The 21,181-nt window shown below is 61.6% G+C and carries 17 protein-coding genes; 13 read left to right on the top strand and 4 right to left on the bottom strand.

The window, feature by feature from the left end:
- From AB4O40_RS28685 to AB4O40_RS28675, 3 genes are all read left to right on the top strand, one after another.
- A complete protein-coding gene (locus AB4O40_RS28685; protein ID WP_007976227.1) occupies nucleotides 1-810 on the top strand; it encodes an ABC transporter permease in 810 nt (269 codons plus the stop codon).
- Nucleotides 811-826: 16 nt separating this feature from the next.
- Nucleotides 827-1,981 carry an ABC transporter ATP-binding protein gene (locus AB4O40_RS28680; protein WP_414918094.1) on the top strand — a complete coding sequence of 385 codons (1,155 nt, stop codon included), beginning with the start codon at nucleotides 827-829 and terminating at the stop codon, nucleotides 1,979-1,981.
- 264 nt (nucleotides 1,982-2,245) lie between these two features.
- The gene (locus AB4O40_RS28675) at nucleotides 2,246-3,961 is read left to right on the top strand and encodes an amidase (protein WP_460056878.1); all 1,716 of its coding nucleotides are present in this window, start codon (nucleotides 2,246-2,248) and stop codon (nucleotides 3,959-3,961) included.
- A 45-nt stretch (nucleotides 3,962-4,006) separates the two neighbouring features.
- Here AB4O40_RS28675 and AB4O40_RS28670 read toward each other — a convergent pair whose 3' ends face one another.
- Nucleotides 4,007-5,005, bottom strand: coding sequence for a bile acid:sodium symporter family protein (locus tag AB4O40_RS28670; protein ID WP_460056880.1), 999 nt, complete (start codon nucleotides 5,003-5,005; stop codon nucleotides 4,007-4,009).
- Between the two features lie 85 nt (nucleotides 5,006-5,090).
- Between AB4O40_RS28670 and AB4O40_RS28665 the strand changes: the two genes are divergently transcribed.
- The gene (locus AB4O40_RS28665; RefSeq protein WP_414912967.1) at nucleotides 5,091-5,879 is read left to right on the top strand and encodes an AraC family transcriptional regulator; all 789 of its coding nucleotides are present in this window, start codon (nucleotides 5,091-5,093) and stop codon (nucleotides 5,877-5,879) included.
- A gap of 167 nt (nucleotides 5,880-6,046) precedes the next feature.
- Here AB4O40_RS28665 and AB4O40_RS28660 read toward each other — a convergent pair whose 3' ends face one another.
- The gene (locus AB4O40_RS28660) at nucleotides 6,047-7,147 is read right to left on the bottom strand and encodes a polyamine ABC transporter substrate-binding protein (RefSeq protein ID WP_460056883.1); all 1,101 of its coding nucleotides are present in this window, start codon (nucleotides 7,145-7,147) and stop codon (nucleotides 6,047-6,049) included.
- A gap of 334 nt (nucleotides 7,148-7,481) precedes the next feature.
- Here AB4O40_RS28660 and AB4O40_RS28655 point away from each other — a divergent pair, with 334 nt between their 5' ends.
- Nucleotides 7,482-9,083 (top strand): PQQ-binding-like beta-propeller repeat protein, encoded by a 1,602-nt coding sequence (locus tag AB4O40_RS28655; RefSeq protein ID WP_409079287.1) that lies wholly within the window; start codon nucleotides 7,482-7,484, stop codon nucleotides 9,081-9,083.
- A gap of 160 nt (nucleotides 9,084-9,243) precedes the next feature.
- Here the strand turns inward: AB4O40_RS28655 and AB4O40_RS28650 are convergent, their stop codons facing one another.
- Nucleotides 9,244-10,569: an OprD family porin gene (locus tag AB4O40_RS28650; protein ID WP_460056886.1), complete on the bottom strand. Its 1,326-nt coding sequence runs from the start codon at nucleotides 10,567-10,569 to the stop codon at nucleotides 9,244-9,246.
- A 355-nt stretch (nucleotides 10,570-10,924) separates the two neighbouring features.
- Here AB4O40_RS28650 and AB4O40_RS28645 point away from each other — a divergent pair, with 355 nt between their 5' ends.
- Nucleotides 10,925-11,545 (top strand): glutathione S-transferase family protein, encoded by a 621-nt coding sequence (locus AB4O40_RS28645; RefSeq protein WP_056723580.1) that lies wholly within the window; start codon nucleotides 10,925-10,927, stop codon nucleotides 11,543-11,545.
- 69 nt (nucleotides 11,546-11,614) lie between these two features.
- Here the strand turns inward: AB4O40_RS28645 and AB4O40_RS28640 are convergent, their stop codons facing one another.
- Nucleotides 11,615-13,021, bottom strand: a complete 1,407-nt coding sequence (locus AB4O40_RS28640) for a purine-cytosine permease family protein (RefSeq protein ID WP_056723579.1) — start codon at nucleotides 13,019-13,021, stop codon at nucleotides 11,615-11,617.
- Nucleotides 13,022-13,344: 323 nt separating this feature from the next.
- Between AB4O40_RS28640 and AB4O40_RS28635 the strand changes: the two genes are divergently transcribed.
- The 7 genes from AB4O40_RS28635 to AB4O40_RS28605 all read left to right on the top strand — a co-directional run bounded on the left by AB4O40_RS28635 (nucleotide 13,345) and on the right by AB4O40_RS28605 (nucleotide 21,179).
- Nucleotides 13,345-13,830 (top strand): flavin reductase family protein, encoded by a 486-nt coding sequence (locus AB4O40_RS28635; protein ID WP_056723576.1) that lies wholly within the window; start codon nucleotides 13,345-13,347, stop codon nucleotides 13,828-13,830.
- Between the two features lie 169 nt (nucleotides 13,831-13,999).
- On the top strand, nucleotides 14,000-15,043 hold the full coding sequence (locus AB4O40_RS28630; protein WP_007982502.1) for an LLM class flavin-dependent oxidoreductase: 1,044 nt from the start codon (nucleotides 14,000-14,002) through the stop codon (nucleotides 15,041-15,043).
- Nucleotides 15,044-15,074: 31 nt separating this feature from the next.
- Nucleotides 15,075-15,224: a hypothetical protein gene (locus tag AB4O40_RS28625; protein ID WP_162130443.1), complete on the top strand. Its 150-nt coding sequence runs from the start codon at nucleotides 15,075-15,077 to the stop codon at nucleotides 15,222-15,224.
- A gap of 90 nt (nucleotides 15,225-15,314) precedes the next feature.
- On the top strand, nucleotides 15,315-15,992 hold the full coding sequence (locus AB4O40_RS28620) for a cysteine hydrolase family protein (protein WP_056723575.1): 678 nt from the start codon (nucleotides 15,315-15,317) through the stop codon (nucleotides 15,990-15,992).
- A gap of 5 nt (nucleotides 15,993-15,997) precedes the next feature.
- Nucleotides 15,998-17,350 (top strand): purine-cytosine permease family protein, encoded by a 1,353-nt coding sequence (locus tag AB4O40_RS28615; RefSeq protein ID WP_056723572.1) that lies wholly within the window; start codon nucleotides 15,998-16,000, stop codon nucleotides 17,348-17,350.
- A gap of 320 nt (nucleotides 17,351-17,670) precedes the next feature.
- Nucleotides 17,671-19,278 (top strand): type VI secretion system tip protein VgrG, encoded by a 1,608-nt coding sequence (locus tag AB4O40_RS28610; protein WP_223541499.1) that lies wholly within the window; start codon nucleotides 17,671-17,673, stop codon nucleotides 19,276-19,278.
- The gene (locus tag AB4O40_RS28605; RefSeq protein ID WP_223541498.1) at nucleotides 19,275-21,179 is read left to right on the top strand and encodes a phospholipase D-like domain-containing protein; all 1,905 of its coding nucleotides are present in this window, start codon (nucleotides 19,275-19,277) and stop codon (nucleotides 21,177-21,179) included. The genes AB4O40_RS28610 and AB4O40_RS28605 overlap by 4 nt, the downstream gene beginning before the upstream one ends.
- Nucleotides 21,180-21,181: the final 2 nt, after the last annotated feature.

The raw sequence follows: 21,181 nt of genomic DNA, 5'->3' as shown, positions 1-21,181 counted from the left end.
ATGCTCCTGACCCCCAATGCCATGAGCCGGCGCATGCGCTTCGGCCTGTACGCCACCACCGGGCTGATCGGTCTGTTCCTGCTGCTGCCGATCGTGTTCATCGTGCTGCTGTCGTTCGGTTCGTCGCAATGGCTGGTGTTCCCGCCACCGGGCTGGACGCTGAAATGGTACGGCCAGTTTTTCTCCAACGCCGACTGGATGAACGCGGCCATGGCCAGCCTCAAGGTCGCGGTGCTGACCACCTTCTTCGCCGTCGCTTTGGGCCTGCCCACCGCGTTCGCCCTGGTGCGTGGCCGCTTCCCCGGCCGGGAAATGCTCTACGGCCTGTTCACCCTGCCGATGATCGTACCGCTGGTGATCATCGCCGTGGCGGTGTACGCGCTGTTCCTGAAACTGGGTTACACCGGGACCATGTTCGCCTTCGTGGTCAGCCACGTCATAGTTGCCTTGCCGTTCACCATCATCTCGATCATCAACTCACTGAAGCTGTTCGATCAGTCGATTGAAGACGCGGCGGTGATCTGCGGCGCCTCGCGCCTGCAAGCGGTGTTCAAGGTGACCTTCCCGGCGATCCGTCCGGGCATGGTGGCCGGCGCCCTCTTCGCCTTCCTCGTCTCGTGGGACGAAGTGGTGCTGAGCGTGATGATGGCCAGCCCGACCCTGCAAACCCTTCCCGTAAAAATGTGGACCACCCTGCGCCAGGACCTGACGCCCGTGATCGCCGTCGCCTCGACGCTGCTGATCGGCCTCTCGGTATTGGTCATGGTGATCGCCGCCGCTCTGCGCCGGCGCAACGAAATCAGCGCTTGAGCGCCAGGAGTACGACATGAGTGCAGTGATCAAAGATTCCGCGCAGCAAAATGACAAGCCCCTGGTCAGCCTGCGTAACCTGAACAAGCACTACGGCGACTTTGCCGCCGTGGACAACATCTCGCTGGACATCAAGGACGGTGAATTCCTCACCTTCCTCGGCTCCAGCGGCTCGGGTAAAAGCACCACGCTGTCGATGCTGGCCGGCTTCGAAACCCCGAGCAGCGGCGAGATCCTGGTCAATGGCCAGTCGCTGGTGAACGTGCCGCCGCACAAACGCGATATCGGCATGGTGTTCCAGCGCTATTCGCTGTTCCCGCACCTGTCGGTACGCGACAACATCGCCTTCCCGCTGGCCATCCGCAAACTGGCTACCGCCGAGCGCGAGCGCCGGGTCGATGCGATGCTCAAGCTGGTGCAACTTGAGCAATTTGCCCATCGCCGCCCTTCGCAACTGTCCGGTGGCCAGCAGCAACGGGTCGCCATTGCCCGGGCGCTGGTCTACGAACCACGCATCCTGCTGATGGACGAACCCCTCGGCGCACTGGACAAGAAACTGCGCGAAGACTTGCAGGATGAACTGCGTCAGCTGCATCGACGCCTGGGCATCACCATCGTCTACGTGACCCACGATCAGGAAGAAGCCATGCGCCTGTCCCAGCGCATCGCGATTTTCAGCCACGGCAAGATCGTCGGTTTGGGCAGCGGCTACGACCTGTACCAGAATCCACCGAACGCCTTTGTCGCCTCGTTCCTCGGCAACTCGAACTTCCTCAAGCTCAAGGCCCAGGGCAATGCGGTGGCGACCTTCGAAGGGCAGCCGCTGTCGATTCGCCTGACCGCCGGCCTGCAAACCGATCAGGACGTGCTGCTGATGGTGCGCCCGGAAAAAGCCCTGGCCCTGAGCAATGAACAAGCCCTTGCCGAACCCCTGGCCGCCGGCTGGAACGAAGTCTCGGCCAAGGTCGTGGAAGTGTTGTTTCTCGGCGAAAGCCAGACCTGCAGCGTGGTCACTGCTGGCGGCACCTCGATGACAGTCAAGGCGCTGTCCGCCGCCGGAATGCCGCTCAAGGCAGGCGACCCGGTGCGGGTGCGCTGGGCCACCGCCGATGCCTGCGTCTACACCGAATGGGCCGAAAGCGACCTGAACAAGGCTGCCGGCGCTCACTGATCCATTGGCCTGCGCGCGCGGGCCACTATAATGAGTCACCCTCGGGCCACCACAACGTCGGGTTGTGGTGGCCTTTTTTCTGTCGCCTGTAAGATAAATTGGACAACGGATTCCTAAAATCCCGGTTTAATGCTAAATGGTGCTCAGTATTTTTAACACCCGACCCTGTCGTGCCACACAGTGCAACGAGAATAACGATATGAAAGTCCATTTCGAGAAAAGTGAAGTGTTTGGGACCCTCCACCTGCAAGCGGCGGTGGCAGCATGATCGAAGTTACTGAAGTTTCCATCGCCGAGCTGCGCGCCGCGCTCGAATCCGGCCAGACCACCTCGGTTGAACTGGTCCAGGCTTATCTCGCGCGAATCGACGCCTATGACGGCCCCGAAACGCCTACCGCGCTGAACGCGGTCGTGGTGCGCAACCCGGAGGCGCTGGCCGAAGCGCAGGCGTCCGACGCCCGTCGTGCCAAGGGCCAGACGCTGGGAGCGCTGGACGGTATCCCCTACACCGCCAAGGACAGCTATCTGGTCAAGGGCCTCACCGCCGCTTCCGGCAGCCCGGCCTTCAAGGACCTGGTCGCCTATCGCGATGCGTTCACCATCGAACGCCTACGTGCTGCCGGGGCGATCTGCCTGGGCAAGACCAACATGCCGCCGATGGCCAACGGCGGGATGCAGCGCGGCGTCTACGGCCGCGCCGAGAGCCCGTACAACGCTGACTACCTCACCGCCCCTTTCGCCTCCGGCTCGTCGAACGGCGCGGGTACTGCCACTGCCGCCAGTTTCGCGGCCTTCGGTGTGGCGGAAGAAACCTGGTCGAGCGGGCGCGGCCCGGCCTCGAACAATGGCTTGTGCGCCTACACCCCTTCGCGCGGGGTGATCTCGGTACGCGGCAACTGGCCGTTGACCCCGACCATGGACGTGGTCGTGCCGTTTGCCCGGACCATGGCCGACCTGCTCGAAGTGCTCGATGTGGTGGTGGCCGACGACCCGGACACCCGCGGCGACCTGTGGCGCCTGCAACCCTGGGTGCCGATCCCGAAATCCTCTTCGGTACGCCCTGAATCCTACGCGGCGCTGGCCGCCAACAGTGATGCGCTCAAAGGCAAGAAGTTCGGCATTCCACGCATGTACATCAACGCCGACCCTGAAGCCGGTACGTCCGAAGCACCGGGCATTGGTGGCCCGACCGGCCAGCGCATCAATACCCGTCCTTCGGTGATCGGGCTCTGGGAACAGGCGCGCAAGGCCCTCGAAGCCGCAGGCGCCGAAGTGCTCGAAGTGGACTTTCCGCTGGTTTCCAATTGCGAAGGCGATCGTCCTGGTGCGCCGACCGTGTTCAATCGTGGCATCGTCTCCAAAGAATTTCTGCACCATGAATTGTGGGACCTGACCGCCTGGGCCTTCGATGATTTCCTGCAAGCCAACGGCGATCCCAAACTGAATCGCCTCGTCGATGTCGACGGCCCGCAGATCTTCCCTCACGACCCGGGCACCCTGCCCAACCGCGAGGGCGACCTGGCCGCAGGCATGGACGAATACGTGCGAATGGCCGAGCGCGGCATCACCCCGTGGGACCAGATCAGCACGGTGCCGGACGGCCTGCGCGGGCTGGAAAAAACCCGCAAGATCGATCTGGAAGACTGGATGGATCGCCTGGGGCTCGACGCGGTGCTGTTCCCGACGGTGGCCGATGTGGGTCCGGCGAATGCCGATGTCGATCCGCAATCGGCGGACATCGCCTGGAGCAACGGCGTGTGGGTCGCCAATGGCAACCTCGCCATCCGTCACCTGGGCGTGCCAACGGTCACCGTGCCGATGGGCGTGATGCCGGACATCGGCATGCCGGTCGGCCTGACCTTTGCCGGTCGTGCCTATGACGACTCGTCGCTGCTGCACCTGGCATCGGCGTTCGAGTCGACCGGCAGCAAACGCATGATCCCGCCGCGTACTCCGCCATTGGTTGCGGGCAAGCAGTAAATCGTAAAACCGTGGCGGCTCACTCGAGCCGCCATTGCTTGCCGATCAAGGATCAACCTGAGCCATCAGTTCCGGAATCGATTCCGACCGCTTGGCATAACGCTGCGCCAGCACCGCACAGACCATCAGTTGAATCTGGTGGAACAGCATCAGCGGCAAGATCAGCAAGCCAATGGTGCTGCCGGCAAACAACACCTGCGCCATCGGCACCCCGGTCGCCAGGCTTTTCTTCGAACCGCAGAACAAAATGGTGATGCGGTCTTCCTGATTAAAACCGAACGCCTTGCCCAGTACGGTCGCGGCCACCAACACCAGCGTCAGAACGATGCAGCAAACCAGCACCAGCCCGACCAGATCCAGCAATGGAATCTGCTGCCACAGGCCTTCGATTACCGCCTCGCTGAACGCGCCGTAGACCACCAGTAAAATCGACCCCTGGTCGACGAACTTCAACCAACTCTTGTTGCGCGCCACCCAGTTGCCGATCCAGCGCCGAGCGATCTGCCCGGCAATGAACGGCAGCAGCAACTGCACGCTGATCTTGAGAATGGCGTCGAGGGTCGAGGCGCCTTCGCCGTGCACGTTCAACAGCAGGGCCACCAGCAACGGCGTGAGGAAAATCCCGAACAGGCTCGACGCCGCCGCGCTGCAAATCGCCGCCGGGATGTTGCCCCGCGCCAGGGAGGTAAAGGCAATCGCCGACTGCACCGTGGCAGGCAGCGCGCAGAGGTAGAGCATGCCCATGTACAGGTCATTGCCGATCAGCGGCGACAGCAGCGGCTTGAGCGCCAGGCCGAGCAGCGGGAACAGCACGAAGGTCAGGCTGAACACCAGCAGATGCAGGCGCCAGTGCCCGGCACCGGCGATGATCGATTCGCGGGACAGCTTGGCGCCATGCAGGAAAAACAGCAGCGCGATGGCGATGTTGGTCAGCCAGCCAAAACCGACCGCGACCTGACCGCTGGCGGGCAGCAGGCTGGCGAGCGTCACGACGCCGATCAGGGTCAGGGTGAAGTTGTCGGGTAACAGACGGGGGCGAGTCATGGGGTTGATCATCCGGGGGTTGCCAGTACGTGAAAGCGACTCTAACGTGACTGGGAATTACCGACTAACGCCGATGAGCCAGCTGATGCCGCCTAAAGGACATGACAAGAGTGTTCGACGCAGTATTCCCGGGCTGTCCAGCCTGCCACGACCGCTCTATGGCCGTACCGAATCGCTGCCCAATCGCGCCCTGACCCGGCGCCACAGCCATCCGTGGGTGCAGCTTTCCTATGCGATTGCGGGCGTGCTCGAAATACAGACCGGCGCCGGGCGCTTCGTCGCCCCGCCGGAGCGTGCGGTGTGGATTCCGGCGGGCATGCCGCACCGGGTGTTCAGTTCGCCGCGCACGGAGATGCGCAGCCTGTACATCGATTGCAGTGTCTCGACGTGGGCGCCGCCGGGGTGTCATGTGTTGGGGGTCAGCGACTTGTTGCGTGAGTTGATCCGCGCCTTCAGTCAGATACCGGTGGAATACGATCAGGACGGACCGCACGGTCGGTTGGCCCAGGTGATTCTGGATCAGTTGGCTGAGGCACCGCAGATCGACCTGATGCTACCCCTGCCCCAGGACAGCCGATTGCGGCAAATCGCCCAAAGCCTGGAGTCGCACCCGGAGCAACAGACCACCCTCAGTCACTGGAGCGACCAATTCGGCGTCACCGAGAAAACCCTCAGTCGCCTGTTCCTGCGCGACACCGGCCTGACCTTTCGCGCCTGGCGCCAGCGCTTGCGTTTGCTTGGCGCCCTGACGCCACTGGAGCAGGGCGAGCGCGTGACCGACGTCGCGTTGGCCTGTGGCTACGATTCGACCTCGGCGTTTATCGCGGCCTTCCGTCAGCAGTTCGGCGAAACACCGGGCGAATTCTTTCGCTGAGCCCCACACAGAACAAACTGTGGGAGCGGGCTTGCTCGCGAATGCGCTGGATCAGTCGACATATGCATTGACTGACACTCTGCCTTCGCGAGCAAGCCCGCTCCCACAGGGTCATGTGGTGTACACAAAATCTGTGCCCCACAGAGATCTCACACAATTTCTCGCTGTTACTGATCGGACTTGATACTGGTCCAGACCCGCGTACGCACCCGCTCAAGCTTTTGCGGCAATGGCTGCACGACGTACAGCGTCTTCAAGGCCTCGCTGGTCGGTGTCAGGTTCGGGTTGCCGGTGATGTCCTTGTTGATCAGCGCCAGCGAGTCCTTATTGGCATTCGGGTAACCGAGGAAGTCGCTGATCGGCGCGATGACTTTCGGGTCCAGCAGGTTGTTGAGGAATTCGTGGGCCTCGGCGACGTTCTTCGCGCTTTTCGGGATGGCGAAGGTGTCGAACCAGATCGGTGCGCCCTCTTTCGGCAGGCGCCAGTCGACGACCACGCCGTTGCCCGCCTCTTTGGCGCGATTGCCGAATTGATAGAAGCTGCCGGAGTAACCGATGGCCACGCAGATATCGCCGTTGGCGATGTCGGTCATGTACTTGGCGGAGTTGAAGTAGGTGACGTAGGGGCGAACCTTGAGCATCAGCGCCTTGGCTTTTTCGTAGTCATCGGGGTTCTGGCTGTTCGGGTCCAGCCCCAGGTAATGCAGGGCCAGCGGCAGGATCTCCGACGGCGAGTCGAGCATGGCGACGCCACAGGCCTTGAGCTTCTCCATGTTCTCGGGCTTGAACACCAGGTCCCAGCTGTCCACCGGTGCATTCTCGCCCAGCGCCGCCTTGACCTTGGCCGGGTTGAAGCCGATCAGCACGGTGCCGTACATGTAGGGCACGCCGTACTGGTTGCCCGGGTCGTTCTTGTCCAGCAGCTTGAGCAAGGCCGGGTCCTGGTGCGACCAGTTCGGTAGCTTGGACTTGTCGAGTTTCTGGAACACGCCCGCCTTGATCTGGGTTTCGATGAACTGGTTCGACGGCACCACCAGGTCGTAACCCGAGTTGCCGGTCAGCAGCTTGGCTTCCAGGGACTCGTTGGTGTCGAAGGTGTCCCAGGTCACCTTGATCCCGGTGTCCCTGGCGAAATCCTTGGGCACCGACGGCAGGATGTAGTCCGCCCAGTTGTACACCCGCAATTCGCGCTGTTCGGCGTGCACGGCACTGGCCAGCAGCGACAGTCCGCAAACGGTGACGCCCAGTATGCGTTTCATTGAGTCCATGGATCGTTTCCCCAAGTGTGGCGTGAGTTCGATGGTTTTTATGTTCTGTACACGGCAGCGGCCTTGAAAATAGCCAAGGGCAAGGAAGTGAAGCGTCTGGTTGTGGTTTCAATGCGGGTTGCCGACTCAGCCACCCGCGTCTGATTCTTGCTGACGGCGTGGTCGGTTCACAGCGTGAGGCAGGCCAAAAGGAGACCGAAATGGCCAAAATAGGTGTCCGCATTGATCAGCGGCGCGAAGCACTTCACCGTGGGTTAGTCCAAACAGCCGATGCCCGGGCAGTCTCCTTGCTGCTTATTGCGCATCACACCAATAACAAGATCGCGAGGCTTCGATGCGTGCTCCACTCCTGCTTGCCCTGCCCCTGCTCGGCCTGCTCAGCGCCTGTTCCGAACCCTATGACCCACAACCGCTGGCCAGCACCGGCAATGCCACTGCATTGATCGGCAGCGCCACTGTCCCTCGACCGCTGAGCGGCGCCATACCCGCAAACCCCTTCATGGCCAGCAACGGCAGCAGCTACATGCATGCCGATGGCTACAGCTCCGACTCGCACCCCGGCCCCGGTCCATTGGGCGGCGACATGCAAGTGAGCAGCCGCGACGGCAGTCGCAAGCCCGGCGGCATGTGCCCGATCCATACCTTCGATCAGCAGGGTCGCCTGGTGGTGCTGTGCGCCAACCTGATGCAGTTCGAACTGCAACTGCTCGAACCGCGCACTCTCAAGCTGCTGGCCCGCTACCCGCTGCCGCCGCGTCCGTCGACCTTCCACGCGCTGATTACCCTGGACCCGGACAAGATCATGGCCGACACCTCCGGCGCCTATTTCTATGTCGACGAACAGAATCGCGTGGTCATCGCCGATGCCGAGCAGCACATCCAGCGCGTGGTGCATCGTCAGGATCAATCCGGTGCGTGGTCGTTCGAAGAGGTCGACAACTGGGACCTGAGCGACAAGGTTCCCCACGATTGCGTGCGCCCTACTTCCTGGTTTCCCAAGGGTGAGTGCGATCCCATTACCGGGGTCATGCCTGATCATCAGGGCTTGATCTGGTGGATCACCCGACGCGGGCGCATCGGTACCCTGAACCCGAACACCGGCAAGGTCCAGGGCATCCAACTGGCCAACGAAGAAATCCAGAACGGCATGTCGGTGGCGGCCGATGGCGTCTATCTGGTGTCCGACCACGCCATGTACCGCTTCGCCGCCGATGCCGATGGCAAGCCCGTGCAAGGCTGGCGCGAAGTCTACGACCGTGGCACCGGGCGCAAGGTCGGGGCGATCAATCAGGGCAGCGGCACGACCCCGACCCTGCTCGGCGAGCGCTACGTCACCATCACCGACAACAGCGACGGGCGCATCAACCTGCTGGTCTACCGTCGCGAGCAGGACTACGCCGGCAACCGACTGATCTGCAAGCTGCCGGTGTTCGACAACAACGCCTCGGCCACCGACAACTCGGCCATCGGCTGGGGGCGCTCGATCATCCTCGAGAACAATGCCGGCTACACCAGCGCCTTCGCGCAGAAGGACTGGCAGGCCGTGCATGGCGGCATCAGCCGCATCGACATCCGCACCGATGAGTCGGGCTGCGACCGGGTCTGGGAATCGAAGGAGCGGTCGCCTTCGGTGGTCCCCAAACTCTCGGTGAGCAACGGCCTGTTGTACTTCTACACTTTCGAGCCGCAGCCCGACGGCGAGAACGCCTGGTACCTGATGGCGCTGGATTTCGACAGCGGCCAGACCCGATTCAAGGCGTTGAGCGGGGTCGGCCAGGCGTTCGACAACAACTGGTCGCCGATCACACTGGCACCGGATGGCACGGCCTATGTCGGGACTTTCGGTGGGTTGGTTGCGCTTTGGGACAAGGGTGTGAACGCAGTCAATGAGCCACCGCGCTTCAGCGAGAAACAGACAAACCGGGTTCCTGAATGAGCCGGGCCCCCTGTGGCGAGGAAGCTTGCTCCCGCTCGGCTGCGCAGTAGTCGCACATCCTGCCGACGCGGTATATGAGCGAATAATGGGGGCCGCTGCGCGACCCAGCGGGAGCAAGCTCCCTCGCCACAATCACCCTCTGTTCTATCTCGTTGCTCACCTACAACAACGACAAGGTGTAGTTGATGATGAACCGGCTCTGATCCACATTGCGGCCCGCGTCAGTGTTCGATTTGGCATTGCGCAAGGAGAACCCCACCCCCTTGAACGTGCCCGACTGCAACACGTAGTCCAGGGTCATGTCGCGCTCCCACTCGGACTGGTCACTGGCGTTTTGCGCCTTGATGTCCATGCCCTTGAGATACACGATCGAGGCTTTCAGGCCCGGCACGCCCAAGGGCGCGAAGTCGTAGGTGTATTGGCCGAAATTGGTCTGCTCGCCGGCCCGGGCAAAGTTCTGGATCATCTTGTCGGTGGGCAGGTAGACACTGCCGCCGCCCGCCCCCTTGTCCACCAGGCTGCCCTGGTTGGGCTGGACGAAGTTGCTGCCGCCACCCACCTGTTGATGCCCCACCGACACCGCGTGCCCGCCATGGGTGTAGGTGACCATCGCAGACCAGGTGCTGTTGTCGATTTCACCGTCGTTGTCGTCGGTATAGCCCGACACCCGATAGCCTTGCGCGCGGCCGGCGGCAGAGCTGTTGGCACCGCTCGACGTGGTGCGGAAATAGCGCAGGTCGGTGGTCAGTGAGCTCGCGCTGTCGATGGACAGGATGTGCGTCAGCCCGAGGAAGTTCTGGTTGTAGAAGTCTTCCAGTTGCGCGAAGTAATACTGGGTCTTCAGATTCCTGGTGAGGTTGTAGTCGCCGCCGGCGTAGTAGAACTTGTTGCTGTCCTGCGTGCTGCCGGCGACCGACAGGCCTGTGCGGTCCGTCGAGGCACGCCCTACCGCGTGCTCCAGCACACCGCCGGTCAACGTCAGGCCATCGATGTCGTTGGATGTGATCTGCGCGCCGGTAAACGATTGCGGCAACACACGGGCATCGTTCGCCAGCAGGATCGGCAATTTCGGCAGCAAGGTGCCGTAGCGAAATTCCGTCCTGGCCAGGCGCATCTTCGCCGTAGGACCGAAGCTGCTCCAGGCGGCCGCCGCGCCGTCGCCGTCAGAGGGAATCATGCCGCTGCCGACGTGGCGCCCCGCGCCGCTGTCCAGCGTGATGCCGAGCAATGCCTGGGCATCGAGCCCGAACCCCACCGCGCCCTGCGTAAACCCGGACTCATAGCGCAACACGAAACCCTGGGCCGCCTCTTCGGTTTTCGAAGGGGCCGCGCTGCCATCGCGATTGTCGCTGTTGAAGTACAGGGTGCGCATGGACAGGCTGGCCTTGCTGTCTTCCAGGAAACCATGGCTTGCGGTGTCAGCCGCTTGTGCGCACACCGAACTGGTGGCCAGCAAGACTGCGGTGGGGATGGCTCGTTTGAACATAGGGTGCTCCTGGGTGTTTCTTATCGTTATTTGAAGGTTTCACCGCCAGGCAGGACCCGGTTGCCGCCCACGCAACAGCGCTCAACACGGGCGCGAAAACAGGCGCGCTCGATGAGTGGCATGAGCATCGTACGTTCGGGGTGAGGGTTGACTGACTGGCTTGTGAAACTCTTAAAACATTTCGAGAGGCTATTATCAAACGCGATGAAAGTAGTTTTCGTGCAGGGATAAGGCTTGTCGCGCAGGGATATGGACGATCACTGTTTTTGTATATCGGTGCGGCGGATTTTCACCATACTGACATCGTCGGCGGTGCTCGGTGGCTGCTTGCCTGTCCCAACAGGAGCAATGACCCATGAACGATCAAATCGAACTTTACGGCGCGAACACCGGCAACAGCCTGCGGGCAGCGATTGCCCTGGAAGAGTCGGGCATCGCCTACACCGCACGCAGGCTCGACCTGTACGCACAGGAGCATCGTGGGCCGGCCTTCCTGGCACTTAACCCGGCCGGGAAGGTCCCGACCCTGATCGATCACGGGACAGCGCCGCCGCTGGTCATCAACCAGTCCAACGCCATCATCCAGTACGCCGACTCCATTGCCCCCGGAAGGCTCGCACCGGCGCAGCCGGGACCTGCGCGCACCCGGGTGATCGACCGCTATTTCTTTTTCGTGACCGATGTCATCGCCCCCAGCCATGCGGCGTTTTTCCTGCACCAGGCGGGGCAGGACAAGGCCGCGGCGATCATTGATCTGCGGGTGATCGAGCAACTGACTTACGCGGAATGTTTTCTGGCTGCCGGATTCATGGCCGGAGAGCAGTTCTCCATGGCCGACATTTCGGCGTTCACCATCGTCACAGCGTTCCGTGATCGACTGGAATGGAAAGAGCTTCCGCAACTTTCGCGCTGGTTCGACTCGGTCGAAGCCAGGCCGGCGGTACAACGCGGCCTGAATGCGTTCAATCATTGCTGAGCGATTGCCGAAAACAAAAATGCCCGACAAAGCGCCGGGCATTTTCAGACGAACACGAAAGGATTTGCCTCAGTCGGTGTAGCCGAGTTCGACCGAGCGGCTTTGCTGCGACTGGTTTCGTGTTGCGAGGCAGTAATACAACGGGCACGTCACCGCCAGCCCCACCAGCCACGACAGGTCCGCGCCCTCCACAAGATTGGCGTACGGCCCGACGTACAACGATGTGTTGGCAAACGGCAGTTGCACGATGATGCCGATGAAGTAGGCAATGATCGCGTGCAGGTTGAAGCGCCCGTAGATACCGCCGTCAGCCCGGAAGATCGAGGCGATGTCATAGCGACGACGCTTGATCAGGTAGAAGTCGATCAGGTTGATCGAGGCCCACGGCACCAGCACCAGCAACAGCGCCAGGATCAGGCCGATGAATTGCGCAATGAAATTCGCCGAGGCCCCCAGCGCCACCACGCAGCAGCCCGCCAGCACGATGCTCGACAACACCACGCGCACCTTGATGCTGGGCGTCCACTGGCTGGCGAAGGTCTGGATCGAGGTGATGATCGACAGCACCGCGCCATACAGATTCAAGGCGTTGTGGCTGATGATGTTGAGCAGAAACAACACCATCAGGATCGGCCCCAGCCAACCGGTGGACTGCTTGACCGCCGCCATCGCCTCGGTGCCTTCCGGGGTTGCCAGTACCGCCACGGCGCCGAAGGTGAACGACAGGATCGTGCCCAGGGTCGCCCCCAGGTAAGTGGCGAAGAACGGCCGGGTGATGCCGATATCCGCCGGCAGGTAACGCGAATAGTCCGACACGTACGGCGAGAAGCTGATCTGCCAGATGATGCCCAGCGACACCGTGGCCAGCCAGCCGGACAGGTTGAACCCGCCGCGGGTGAAGAAGTCCGCCGGCAGATCATGGGCGAAGATATAGAGGAAACCCGCGAGCAAGGCGCTGCCCATCACCCAGGTGCCGATACGGTTGAGGGTATGGATGAAGCGATAGCCAATCACTCCGATGGCCGTGGCGCTGAGGGCGCCGATGAGGATGCTGGCCGGCACCGGAACCGACGGCGCAATGCCGACAATCGATTTGCCCGCCAGCACGATGTTGGAAATGAAGAAACCGATGTAGATCAACGCCGCGAAGAACACGATCAGCAGCGCGCCATAACGGCCGAACTGGCCACGGCTCTGCACCATCTGCGGGATGCCCATGCACGGCCCCTGGGCCGACGCCAGCGCAATCACCACGCCGCCGACCATGTGCCCGAGGGCAATTGCCAGCAACCCCCAGAACAGGTTGAGGTGGAACACCTGGACCACCATGGCGCCGGTGACGATGGGCAGTGGCGCGATGTTGGTGCTGAACCACAGGGTGAAGAGATCGCGGGCCTTCCCGTGGCGCTCTGCGAGTGGAACGTAGTCGACCGTGTGGTTCTCGATCAACGGGTCTTGCCGGGACATCTGGGACATGTGCATGAACTCGAGTTTGTCTGTTCTTATCTTTGTATGAAGCCAAACCGGGGGGACTCTCTGGCCGCCCCTCAGATGCGAACCATATTATGGTATTCCAAACTTTACACAAGACTGATCCGGTCTTTAAACAAGCATCTGAGCCGGCATCCTGCCCGAAGCGCGCCAGCACTGACTAGCTGAAAGCCCTGTAATCATTGGGCTTAAGACGAAAGCCTTACGTTTATCGGTTCACCCAAAAAGACCTTGCAATCGACGTATTACGGTATACCATCAGACCTACAAACACATAAAAACGCACCACAGCACCCGAGGACCGTCCAATGATCGATGCCGCCATCTATAAACAAGTCATGGGGTCGTTCCCGTCCGGAGTGACCGTGATCACCACCCTGGATGACGACGGGCAAATCGTCGGCCTGACCGCCAGCGCGTTCAGCTCGCTGTCGATGGACCCGGCCCTGGTGCTGTTCTGCCCCAACTACAGTTCCGATTCCTACCCGGTCCTGATCAAGAACAAGCATTTCGCCATCCACGTGCTGTCCGGCGGCCAGCAAAACGAAGCCTATGCCTTCGCGCGCAAGGGCAAGGACAAGGCCCAGGGGATCGAGTGGACGTTGAGCGAACTGGGCAACCCGATTCTGGCCAACGCCACGGCGGTCATCGAATGTGAGCTGTGGCGCGAATATGAAGGTGGTGACCACGCCATCATGGTCGGTGCGGTGAAGAACCTGATCGTGCCCAACCAGAATGCCGGCCCGCTGGTGTATTGCCACGGCAAGATGGGCGCTTTGCCCGTTCTGGCCTGACCATTGAAAAGATCGCAGCCTTCGGCAGCTCCTACAGGGGCAAACGCATATCGCCCGTAGGAGCTGCCGAAGGCTGCGATCTTTTGCTCTTCAATTCGTATTATGGTATACCAAAAATCAACAGGCCCGCGATCGACCGGCCGACAACAATAGATCCGAGGTAAGCGTCATGAAGTTTTCCCTGTTCGTACACATGGAACGTTGGGACGAAAGCGTCAGCCACCGCCAGTTGTTCGAAGACCTGACCGAACTGACGCTGATGGCCGAGGCCGGTGGTTTCAGCACCGTGTGGATCGGCGAACACCACTCCATGGAGTACACCATCTCGCCAAGCCCGATGCCGCTGCTGGCTTATCTGGCGGGCAAGACCACCACCATCCACCTGGGTGCCGGCACCATCATCGCGCCGTTCTGGCATCCGCTGCGGGTGGCCGGTGAGTGCGCGTTGCTCGACGTGATCAGCAACGGGCGCATGGAAGTGGGATTGGCCCGTGGCGCCTACCAGATCGAGTTCGACCGCATGGCCGGCGGCATGCCGGCGTCCTCCGGCGGCCAGGCGTTGCGGGAAATGGTCCCGGTGGTGCGGGCACTGTGGAACGGCGACTATGCCCATGACGGCGACATCTGGAAATTCCCGACCTCCACCAGCGTGCCCAAGCCGATCCAGCAGCCGAACCCGCCGATGTGGATCGCCGCCCGCGACCCGGATTCGCACAACTTCGCCGTGGCCAACGGCTGCAACGTCATGGTCACGCCGCTGATGAAAGGCGACGAGGAAGTCCTCGACCTGAAGAACAAGTTCCAGGCCGCGCTCGATAACAACCCTGGCGTGCCGCGCCCGCAACTGATGGTGCTGCGTCACACCCACGTGCACACCGCCGACGATCCACAGGGCTGGGAAGTCGGGGCCAAGGCGATCTCGAAGTTCTACCGCACCTTCGATGCCTGGTTCGGCAACAAGACCACCCCGGTCAACGGCTTCCTCGCGCCGAGCCCGGAAGAGAAATTCGCCGGTCGCCCGGAGTTCGAGCTGGAAAGCCTGCACAAGACCGCCATGATCGGCACCCCGGAAGAAATCATTCCGCGCATCAAGTACTACCAGGAACTGGGGGTCGACGAATTCAGCTTCTGGTGCGATAACAGCCTGCCCCACGCGGAAAAGAAAAAATCCCTGGAGCTGTTCATCAAGCACGTGGTGCCAGCGTTCCGGTAGGAGCGAGTTCCCACAAGGGTCGATTCCAATGATGACTGGTCGCCTCCCATCACTCGCCCTTCCCTCCGGCGCCGCGCGGGCTTACCTGCGCGGTGAATGGACCGCTTCGCACCTGCATTTCAAGCGCCTGCGCGCCAGCGTTTCGGCCAAGCAGAACGGTTTCTGGCAAATAGTTCACTGAGCCCACCCGAACAGCCAATCACGCACCCCGCGTCTCGCCATTGCGTGGCGCGTACGGTGCATCGTGTTTCGCCTTGATCAGGTTTGCCCAATGAACAATAACAACGCGCTGTTGATCATCGACATGCAGCAGGAGGACGGCTTCGTCCTGGAAAACCTCGACAGGGTGGTCGCCCATACCGCCGCCCTGCTCGATACCGCCCGCCATCAGCGGACGCCTGTCATCTATACCCGCCACATCAATCAGGCCGATGGCAGTGACCTGCCCCACGGCGAACCCCTGGCCGCCGACGGAGGCCCCGGCAGTTACCGCGCCGGCACCCGGCAAGTGGAAATCATCGGGTCGCTGAGGCCGCAGCCCGGTGAGCTGATCATCGACAAGGGCCGGTACAGTGCCTTTCATCGCACCGACCTCGATGCCCGACTCAAGGCAATGGAGGTCAACACACTGATCGTCTGCGGCGTGCTGACCGACGTCTGCGTGCTCACCAGTGTGTTCGATGCCTTCGCCCTGGGTTATCGCGTGCGCCTGGTCAGCGATGCCTGCACCACGACCACCGAGGCCGGGCATTACTCGGCCCTGCTGATCCTGGCCAACTGGGTCTACGCACTGGAAATCCTCACCACCACCGAGTGCCAACGCGCCCTCGAACGCCGCGATTACATCAGCCTGATCCCCGAGCAGCCGGACCTGTTCGCCCACCAGCCCCATGAGCTGCAAAGCACCATCGCCCGTCTGCAATCCCGTCTCGTCCGGACTCAGGAGTGATCGCCATGCAAGTCGAAAAAAGAAGCATCGATTTCATCCCCGAGACCGAACGCCACGGCAAGCCGGGTTCGCTGTTCTATATCTGGTTCGGCGCCAACATGAACATCACCACCATCGCCTCCGGCGTGTTGCCGGTGGTGATGGGGCTCAACCTGTTCTGGAGCGCGCTGGCGATCATCATCGGCTCGTTGCTCGGGGCGATTTTCATGGCCTCCCACTCGGCCCAGGGACCGAAGCTGGGCATTCCGCAAATGATCCAGAGCCGGGCGCAATTCGGCGTGTTGGGGGCGGTGTTGCCGCTGCTGTTCGTGATGCTGATCTACCTGGGTTTCTTCGTCAGCAACACCTTGCTCGCGGCCCAGGCGCTGGAGTCCGTCAGCCCGCTGCCGATGTCCGGCAATATCTACCTGATCGGCGCGTTGTGCTTCATCGTCGCGCTCTATGGCTATCGGTTGATTCACCGCTTGCAGAAGCTGCTGTCGATTCTGTCGCTGGTGGTGTTCGTCGCCGCCACGGTGCTCGCCTTGCAGTTGCCGATCCCGGCCGAACAGTGGCTGCCAACAGGCTTCTCGCTATCGAAGTTCCTGGTGGCGGTGAGTATTGCCGTAACCTGGCAACTGTCCTACGCGCCTTATGTCGCCGACTATTCGCGCTACCTGCCGAGCAACACGCCGACCGCCCAGGTGTTCTGGTACAGCTACGCCGGCACGGTCAGCGGCGGTGCGTGGATGATGATTCTCGGGGCGATCCTGAGCGTCGGCATCGGCGACTTCTCCAGCAACGTCGGCGGGCATGTCGCCGGTCTGTTCGGCCCTGGCGCGGTGCTGCTGTTCGCCTTCATCGTCTACGGCCAGGTGTCGATCAACGTGTTCAACCTGTACGGCGCGTTCATGTCGACCATCACCGTGATCGAACCTTTCGCCCGACTCAAGGTGACGCCACGGGTGCGCGGCGTGTTCATGCTGCTGATCAGCCTGGTGGCCACGGCCCTGTGCACCATCAGTCAGGACGACTTCATCAGCTTCTTCCTCAACTTCATCTTCTTCATGAGCTACTTCCTGATCCCGTGGACGGCGATCAATCTGGTGGACTACTACTGCCTGCGCAAAGGCCAGTACCGGATTGACGACATCTTCGACCTGAACGGGATCTACGGACGGGTCAACCGGATTGCCTGCGGCAGTTTCCTGCTGGCGATTGCCCTGGAAATTCCGTTCATGAACACCACGCTGTACGTCGGCCCGGTGGCCACGGCGCTGGATGGGGTGGATCTGGCGTGGATCGTCGGGTTGCTGGTGCCGGCGTTGAGTTATTACTGGCTGATGAAAATGACCACGCGCGTCAGCGTGCCAGCGTAGTCATCAGCATTTGACGGCATAAAAGATCGCAGCCTGCGGCAGCGCCTACGAATGTAAGGCGTACATCCCCGTAGGAGCTGGCGAAGCCTGCGATCTTTTGATCTTCTGCTTCCGGCCCCCCCCCCAACGGCTGGACGCCATCAAACGCCAGCCGCGAACAGTCCTACAGGTACGCAGCATCAACACTCGGATGCATCCTACGCGAGCGTCGGAAGCGTCCTATATCACCCTTTTTTACCTTCCTGAAAGCTGTCGAGCGCTTGAACGCGGGAGGCAACGAAGCCTCCCCGTCCGCTTCAACAGCCCAGGGAGGCCTGATTTTGTCCAACGCACCGCGTACCTTTTTCGACCACAGCCGCCACACACTCTGGGTCCGGGAGCTGGACGCCCCCCTCGACGTCCTGGCCTTCCACGGCGAAGAACACCTCAGCCAGCCGTTCAGCTACCACATCGAGTTCACCTCCAGCCAACTCGACATCGACGCCGAGCTCATGCTTGGCCAACAAGCCAGCTTCAGCCTGCACGCACTGCCGGAAAAGGTCTCGTCGCTGATCTTCGAACCGTCCGAGGTCAAGCCGCTGCGCGGCTTGCACGGGGTGATCGGTGGCTTCAAACGCCTGTCCGGTTCCGTCGACGAGGCACGCTACGAAGTCACCCTGCAACCGCGTCTGGCGCTGCTCGCGCGGGGCCGGCAATACCGGATCTACCAGCACCGGTCGGTGCCGGAAATCGTCGAGCACATCCTGCGCAGTCGCCACGATTTCAGGGGCCAGGACTTCCTCTTCCACCTGCACCGCGAATACCCCCGGCGCGAGCAGGTGATGCAATACGGCGAAAGCGACCTGGCCTTCATTGCCCGGTTGCTGGCCGAAGTCGGCATCTGGTACCGCTTCACCAGCGACGAACGCCTGAGTATCGACGTCGTCGAATTCCACGACTCCCCGCGCGCCTACCAGTTCGACGTCGAGTTGCCGCTGCGTCCGCTCTGCGGGTTGAGCAGCAGCGGTGAGGACAGCGTCTGGGCCCTGCAGTCGGAACACCAGGTGGTGGAGCAGCACGTGAACATCCGCGCCTACCAGCACCGGGACGCCCGCGCGTACCTCGACGGCGACATCGACCAGACGCGCGGCGCCAAGGGCACCTACGGCGAGGCCTATCACTACGCCGAACCCTACACCGCGCTCGGCGACCGCCATGCCAGCGTGGTCAAGCGCCTGTTCATCGGCGTCGGCCAGGGCCTGAGCCTGTTCGTACGCAAGCTGGGGATCAAGCTGATCGCCAATCAGGGCCCGGTGAGGGTGCAGGCGCAGAACGATCGCCTGGAGCTGATCGCACGGCACGGGTTGGAGATCACCAGCACCGAAGATGAAATCCACATCACGGCGAAAAAGAAAATCGTCCTCAACGGCGGGGGCAGCTACATCACCCTGGAGACGTGTGGCATCGAGTCGGGCACGGCGGGCGATCACAACGTCAAGGCGGCGCATTTCGAGTACAGCGGTCCGGCGAGCATGAAGGCCACGCATCCGGACTATCCGCAAAGTCTGTCCAGACAGACCTTACGATTCAACCTGTCACCCGCCCCAAATGCCTCCAGCCAAAACGGGGCGGGCATGCCCTATACGCTCTACGCCGACGGCGCAGTGCTCAAGCAGGGTGTGCTGGACAAGACCGGGCAACTGTCGATCGACCATCAGGTCGTCACGCAGGGCTACCGGTTGGTGATGGCCAACGGTGTGACCTACCAGATTCCGGTGCCCACGGAATACCGCAACGCCGAGCAGGCGGAACTCGCCAATCGTGGCCTGCACAACCACCCTTCGCAAGCCCACGCCGAGGTGAGCCAGCCCATATCGCACACCGATCACCGCGGCCTGTATGCCACGGTGATGGAAGGCGCTGGTGATCAGGAAGGGAAAACACCATGAGCCAATACGAGATCGTCACACCGGTCGCACTCCAGCACACCCAAGAGGTGACCTGTACCCCGCCATGGTATGTGCGCAATACCGAATACCCTCCCGCCATGGCGACGTATCAACCGCTGATCAATGGGGAAGAGACGTTTCGGGCCGTGCACCTGGCCATTTCACAGGCCAAGGCAACTGTCGACATCATCTGCTGGGGCTTTCAGCCGTCGATGTATTTCATCCGCGACGGAATATCGCCGCGTATCGGTGAATTGCTGATGGCCATGGCTCGCGAAGGCGTCAAGGTGCGGATATTGGGGTGGGAAATGCCGTTTAACAGCGCGGGCTTTGCCGACGAATCCAATCTGCCCGGTAAAGGCCCGTACCGGATATACGACCGGGCGATGCAACCCTCCACGGACGAGCAATATGCTTATGACCGCCAGTGGTTTGCCAACTGTGCGCTTGCCGACAACATGGCCGCTGCGCATCTGGCGGCTCGCGGCACTCCAGTGTTCGTCAGTCGCGGTTTCAGCGTACTTGAGAGGGCCGAAATAGCCCATCAGGCGAAATACAAAAGTCTCGACCCGCAGGTCAGCGCCACCACGCAATTCATCCTGACGGCGACAGCGACCCATCATCAAAAAACCGTTCTCGTCGATTATGAACTGCCGGACCGCGCCGTCGGTTTCGTGATGGGTCATAACATGCTCGACGAGTACTGGGACACCAATGACCATTTGGCGGTGAACCGTGACAAGGACACCAAACCCGCCCCCAACAAGGGCCCGCGTGGCGATACCCCACGTCAGGACATTTCAAGCCAGGTCAGTGGGCCGATCCTGGAACACCTGCACCACAACTTCGCCAGCGCCTGGCGCAAGGAAACCGGCGAGGACTTGCTCGACCTGCGCCAAGCCAAAGAGATCGGGCCGCAACAACAATGCGCCCCGCAAGCCACCCGACAGATCGCGCAGATCCTGCGCACCCAGGCCCAGGAGGGCAAGCGCGACATCGAGAAGCTGTACCTGCAGGCGGTCAACAACGCGACCCAGTTCATCTACATCGAAAACCAGTATTTCCGCTGGCCGCCCCTGGCCGAATTGATCAAGGCCGTTGCCGCCGGCCAGACCAAGGCCGGGCGCGACCCCGCCATACACGGCCCCTTGCACCTGTTTGTAATCACCAACGCCAGCGAGGGTGGCATCGGCTCCGGCACCGTGAACACCCAGCGCATGCTCGAAAGCCTCGGGCGCGGCCATACCATGCCTGCAATCACCAAGTTACGGCGTATTGAACAGGCAAAAGCTGACGCCGCCGCACTGGAAACCAGCCTGGGCGAACGGCTGGAGCAGCATGCCCTGATCACGCTGACGAAACTCACCAACGCATTGGGCGGAACCGATCTCAGCGACAAGGCCAAGGAAGCTCAGCGGAGCAAGAATCGAGACAACGATTGGCGCAAAACCGCACTCCAGAGCCAAATCGAGGCAATCGAGAAAGAGACTTTTGCCCAACTCCCGGAACTCTCCGGCCTGAAAGTCCATGTGTGCTCACTGGTTGCCCCCGACTCGCCCGCCGGTAAGCCCTGGATGCCAGTGTACATCCACTCCAAGTTGATGATCGTCGACGATGTGTTCACCACTCACGGCTCGGCCAACATCAATACCCGCAGCATGCAGGTCGATAGCGAACTGAATATTGCGCATGAATGGGCGAGTGTGACGCAGGCGATGCGGCGGCGGTTGTGGGATATGCATACGAATGGATTGGGCGCGCAGGATGATCCGGAGGAAGCGTTCGAAGCTTGGCAGTGGATCATCGACGACAACAAAGACTTTCAGGAAGACAAGGATGTGCCTTGTGCCCCCGTCGTTGAGTTCTACTTCGGTAAATCAGACCTGTCGGACCTCGACTGATG

It is taken from the genome of Pseudomonas sp. S2_F07, assembly GCF_054668325.1.
Note: the sequence above shows the minus strand (reverse complement) of the source record. Positions and strands in the feature narration are given on the sequence as shown.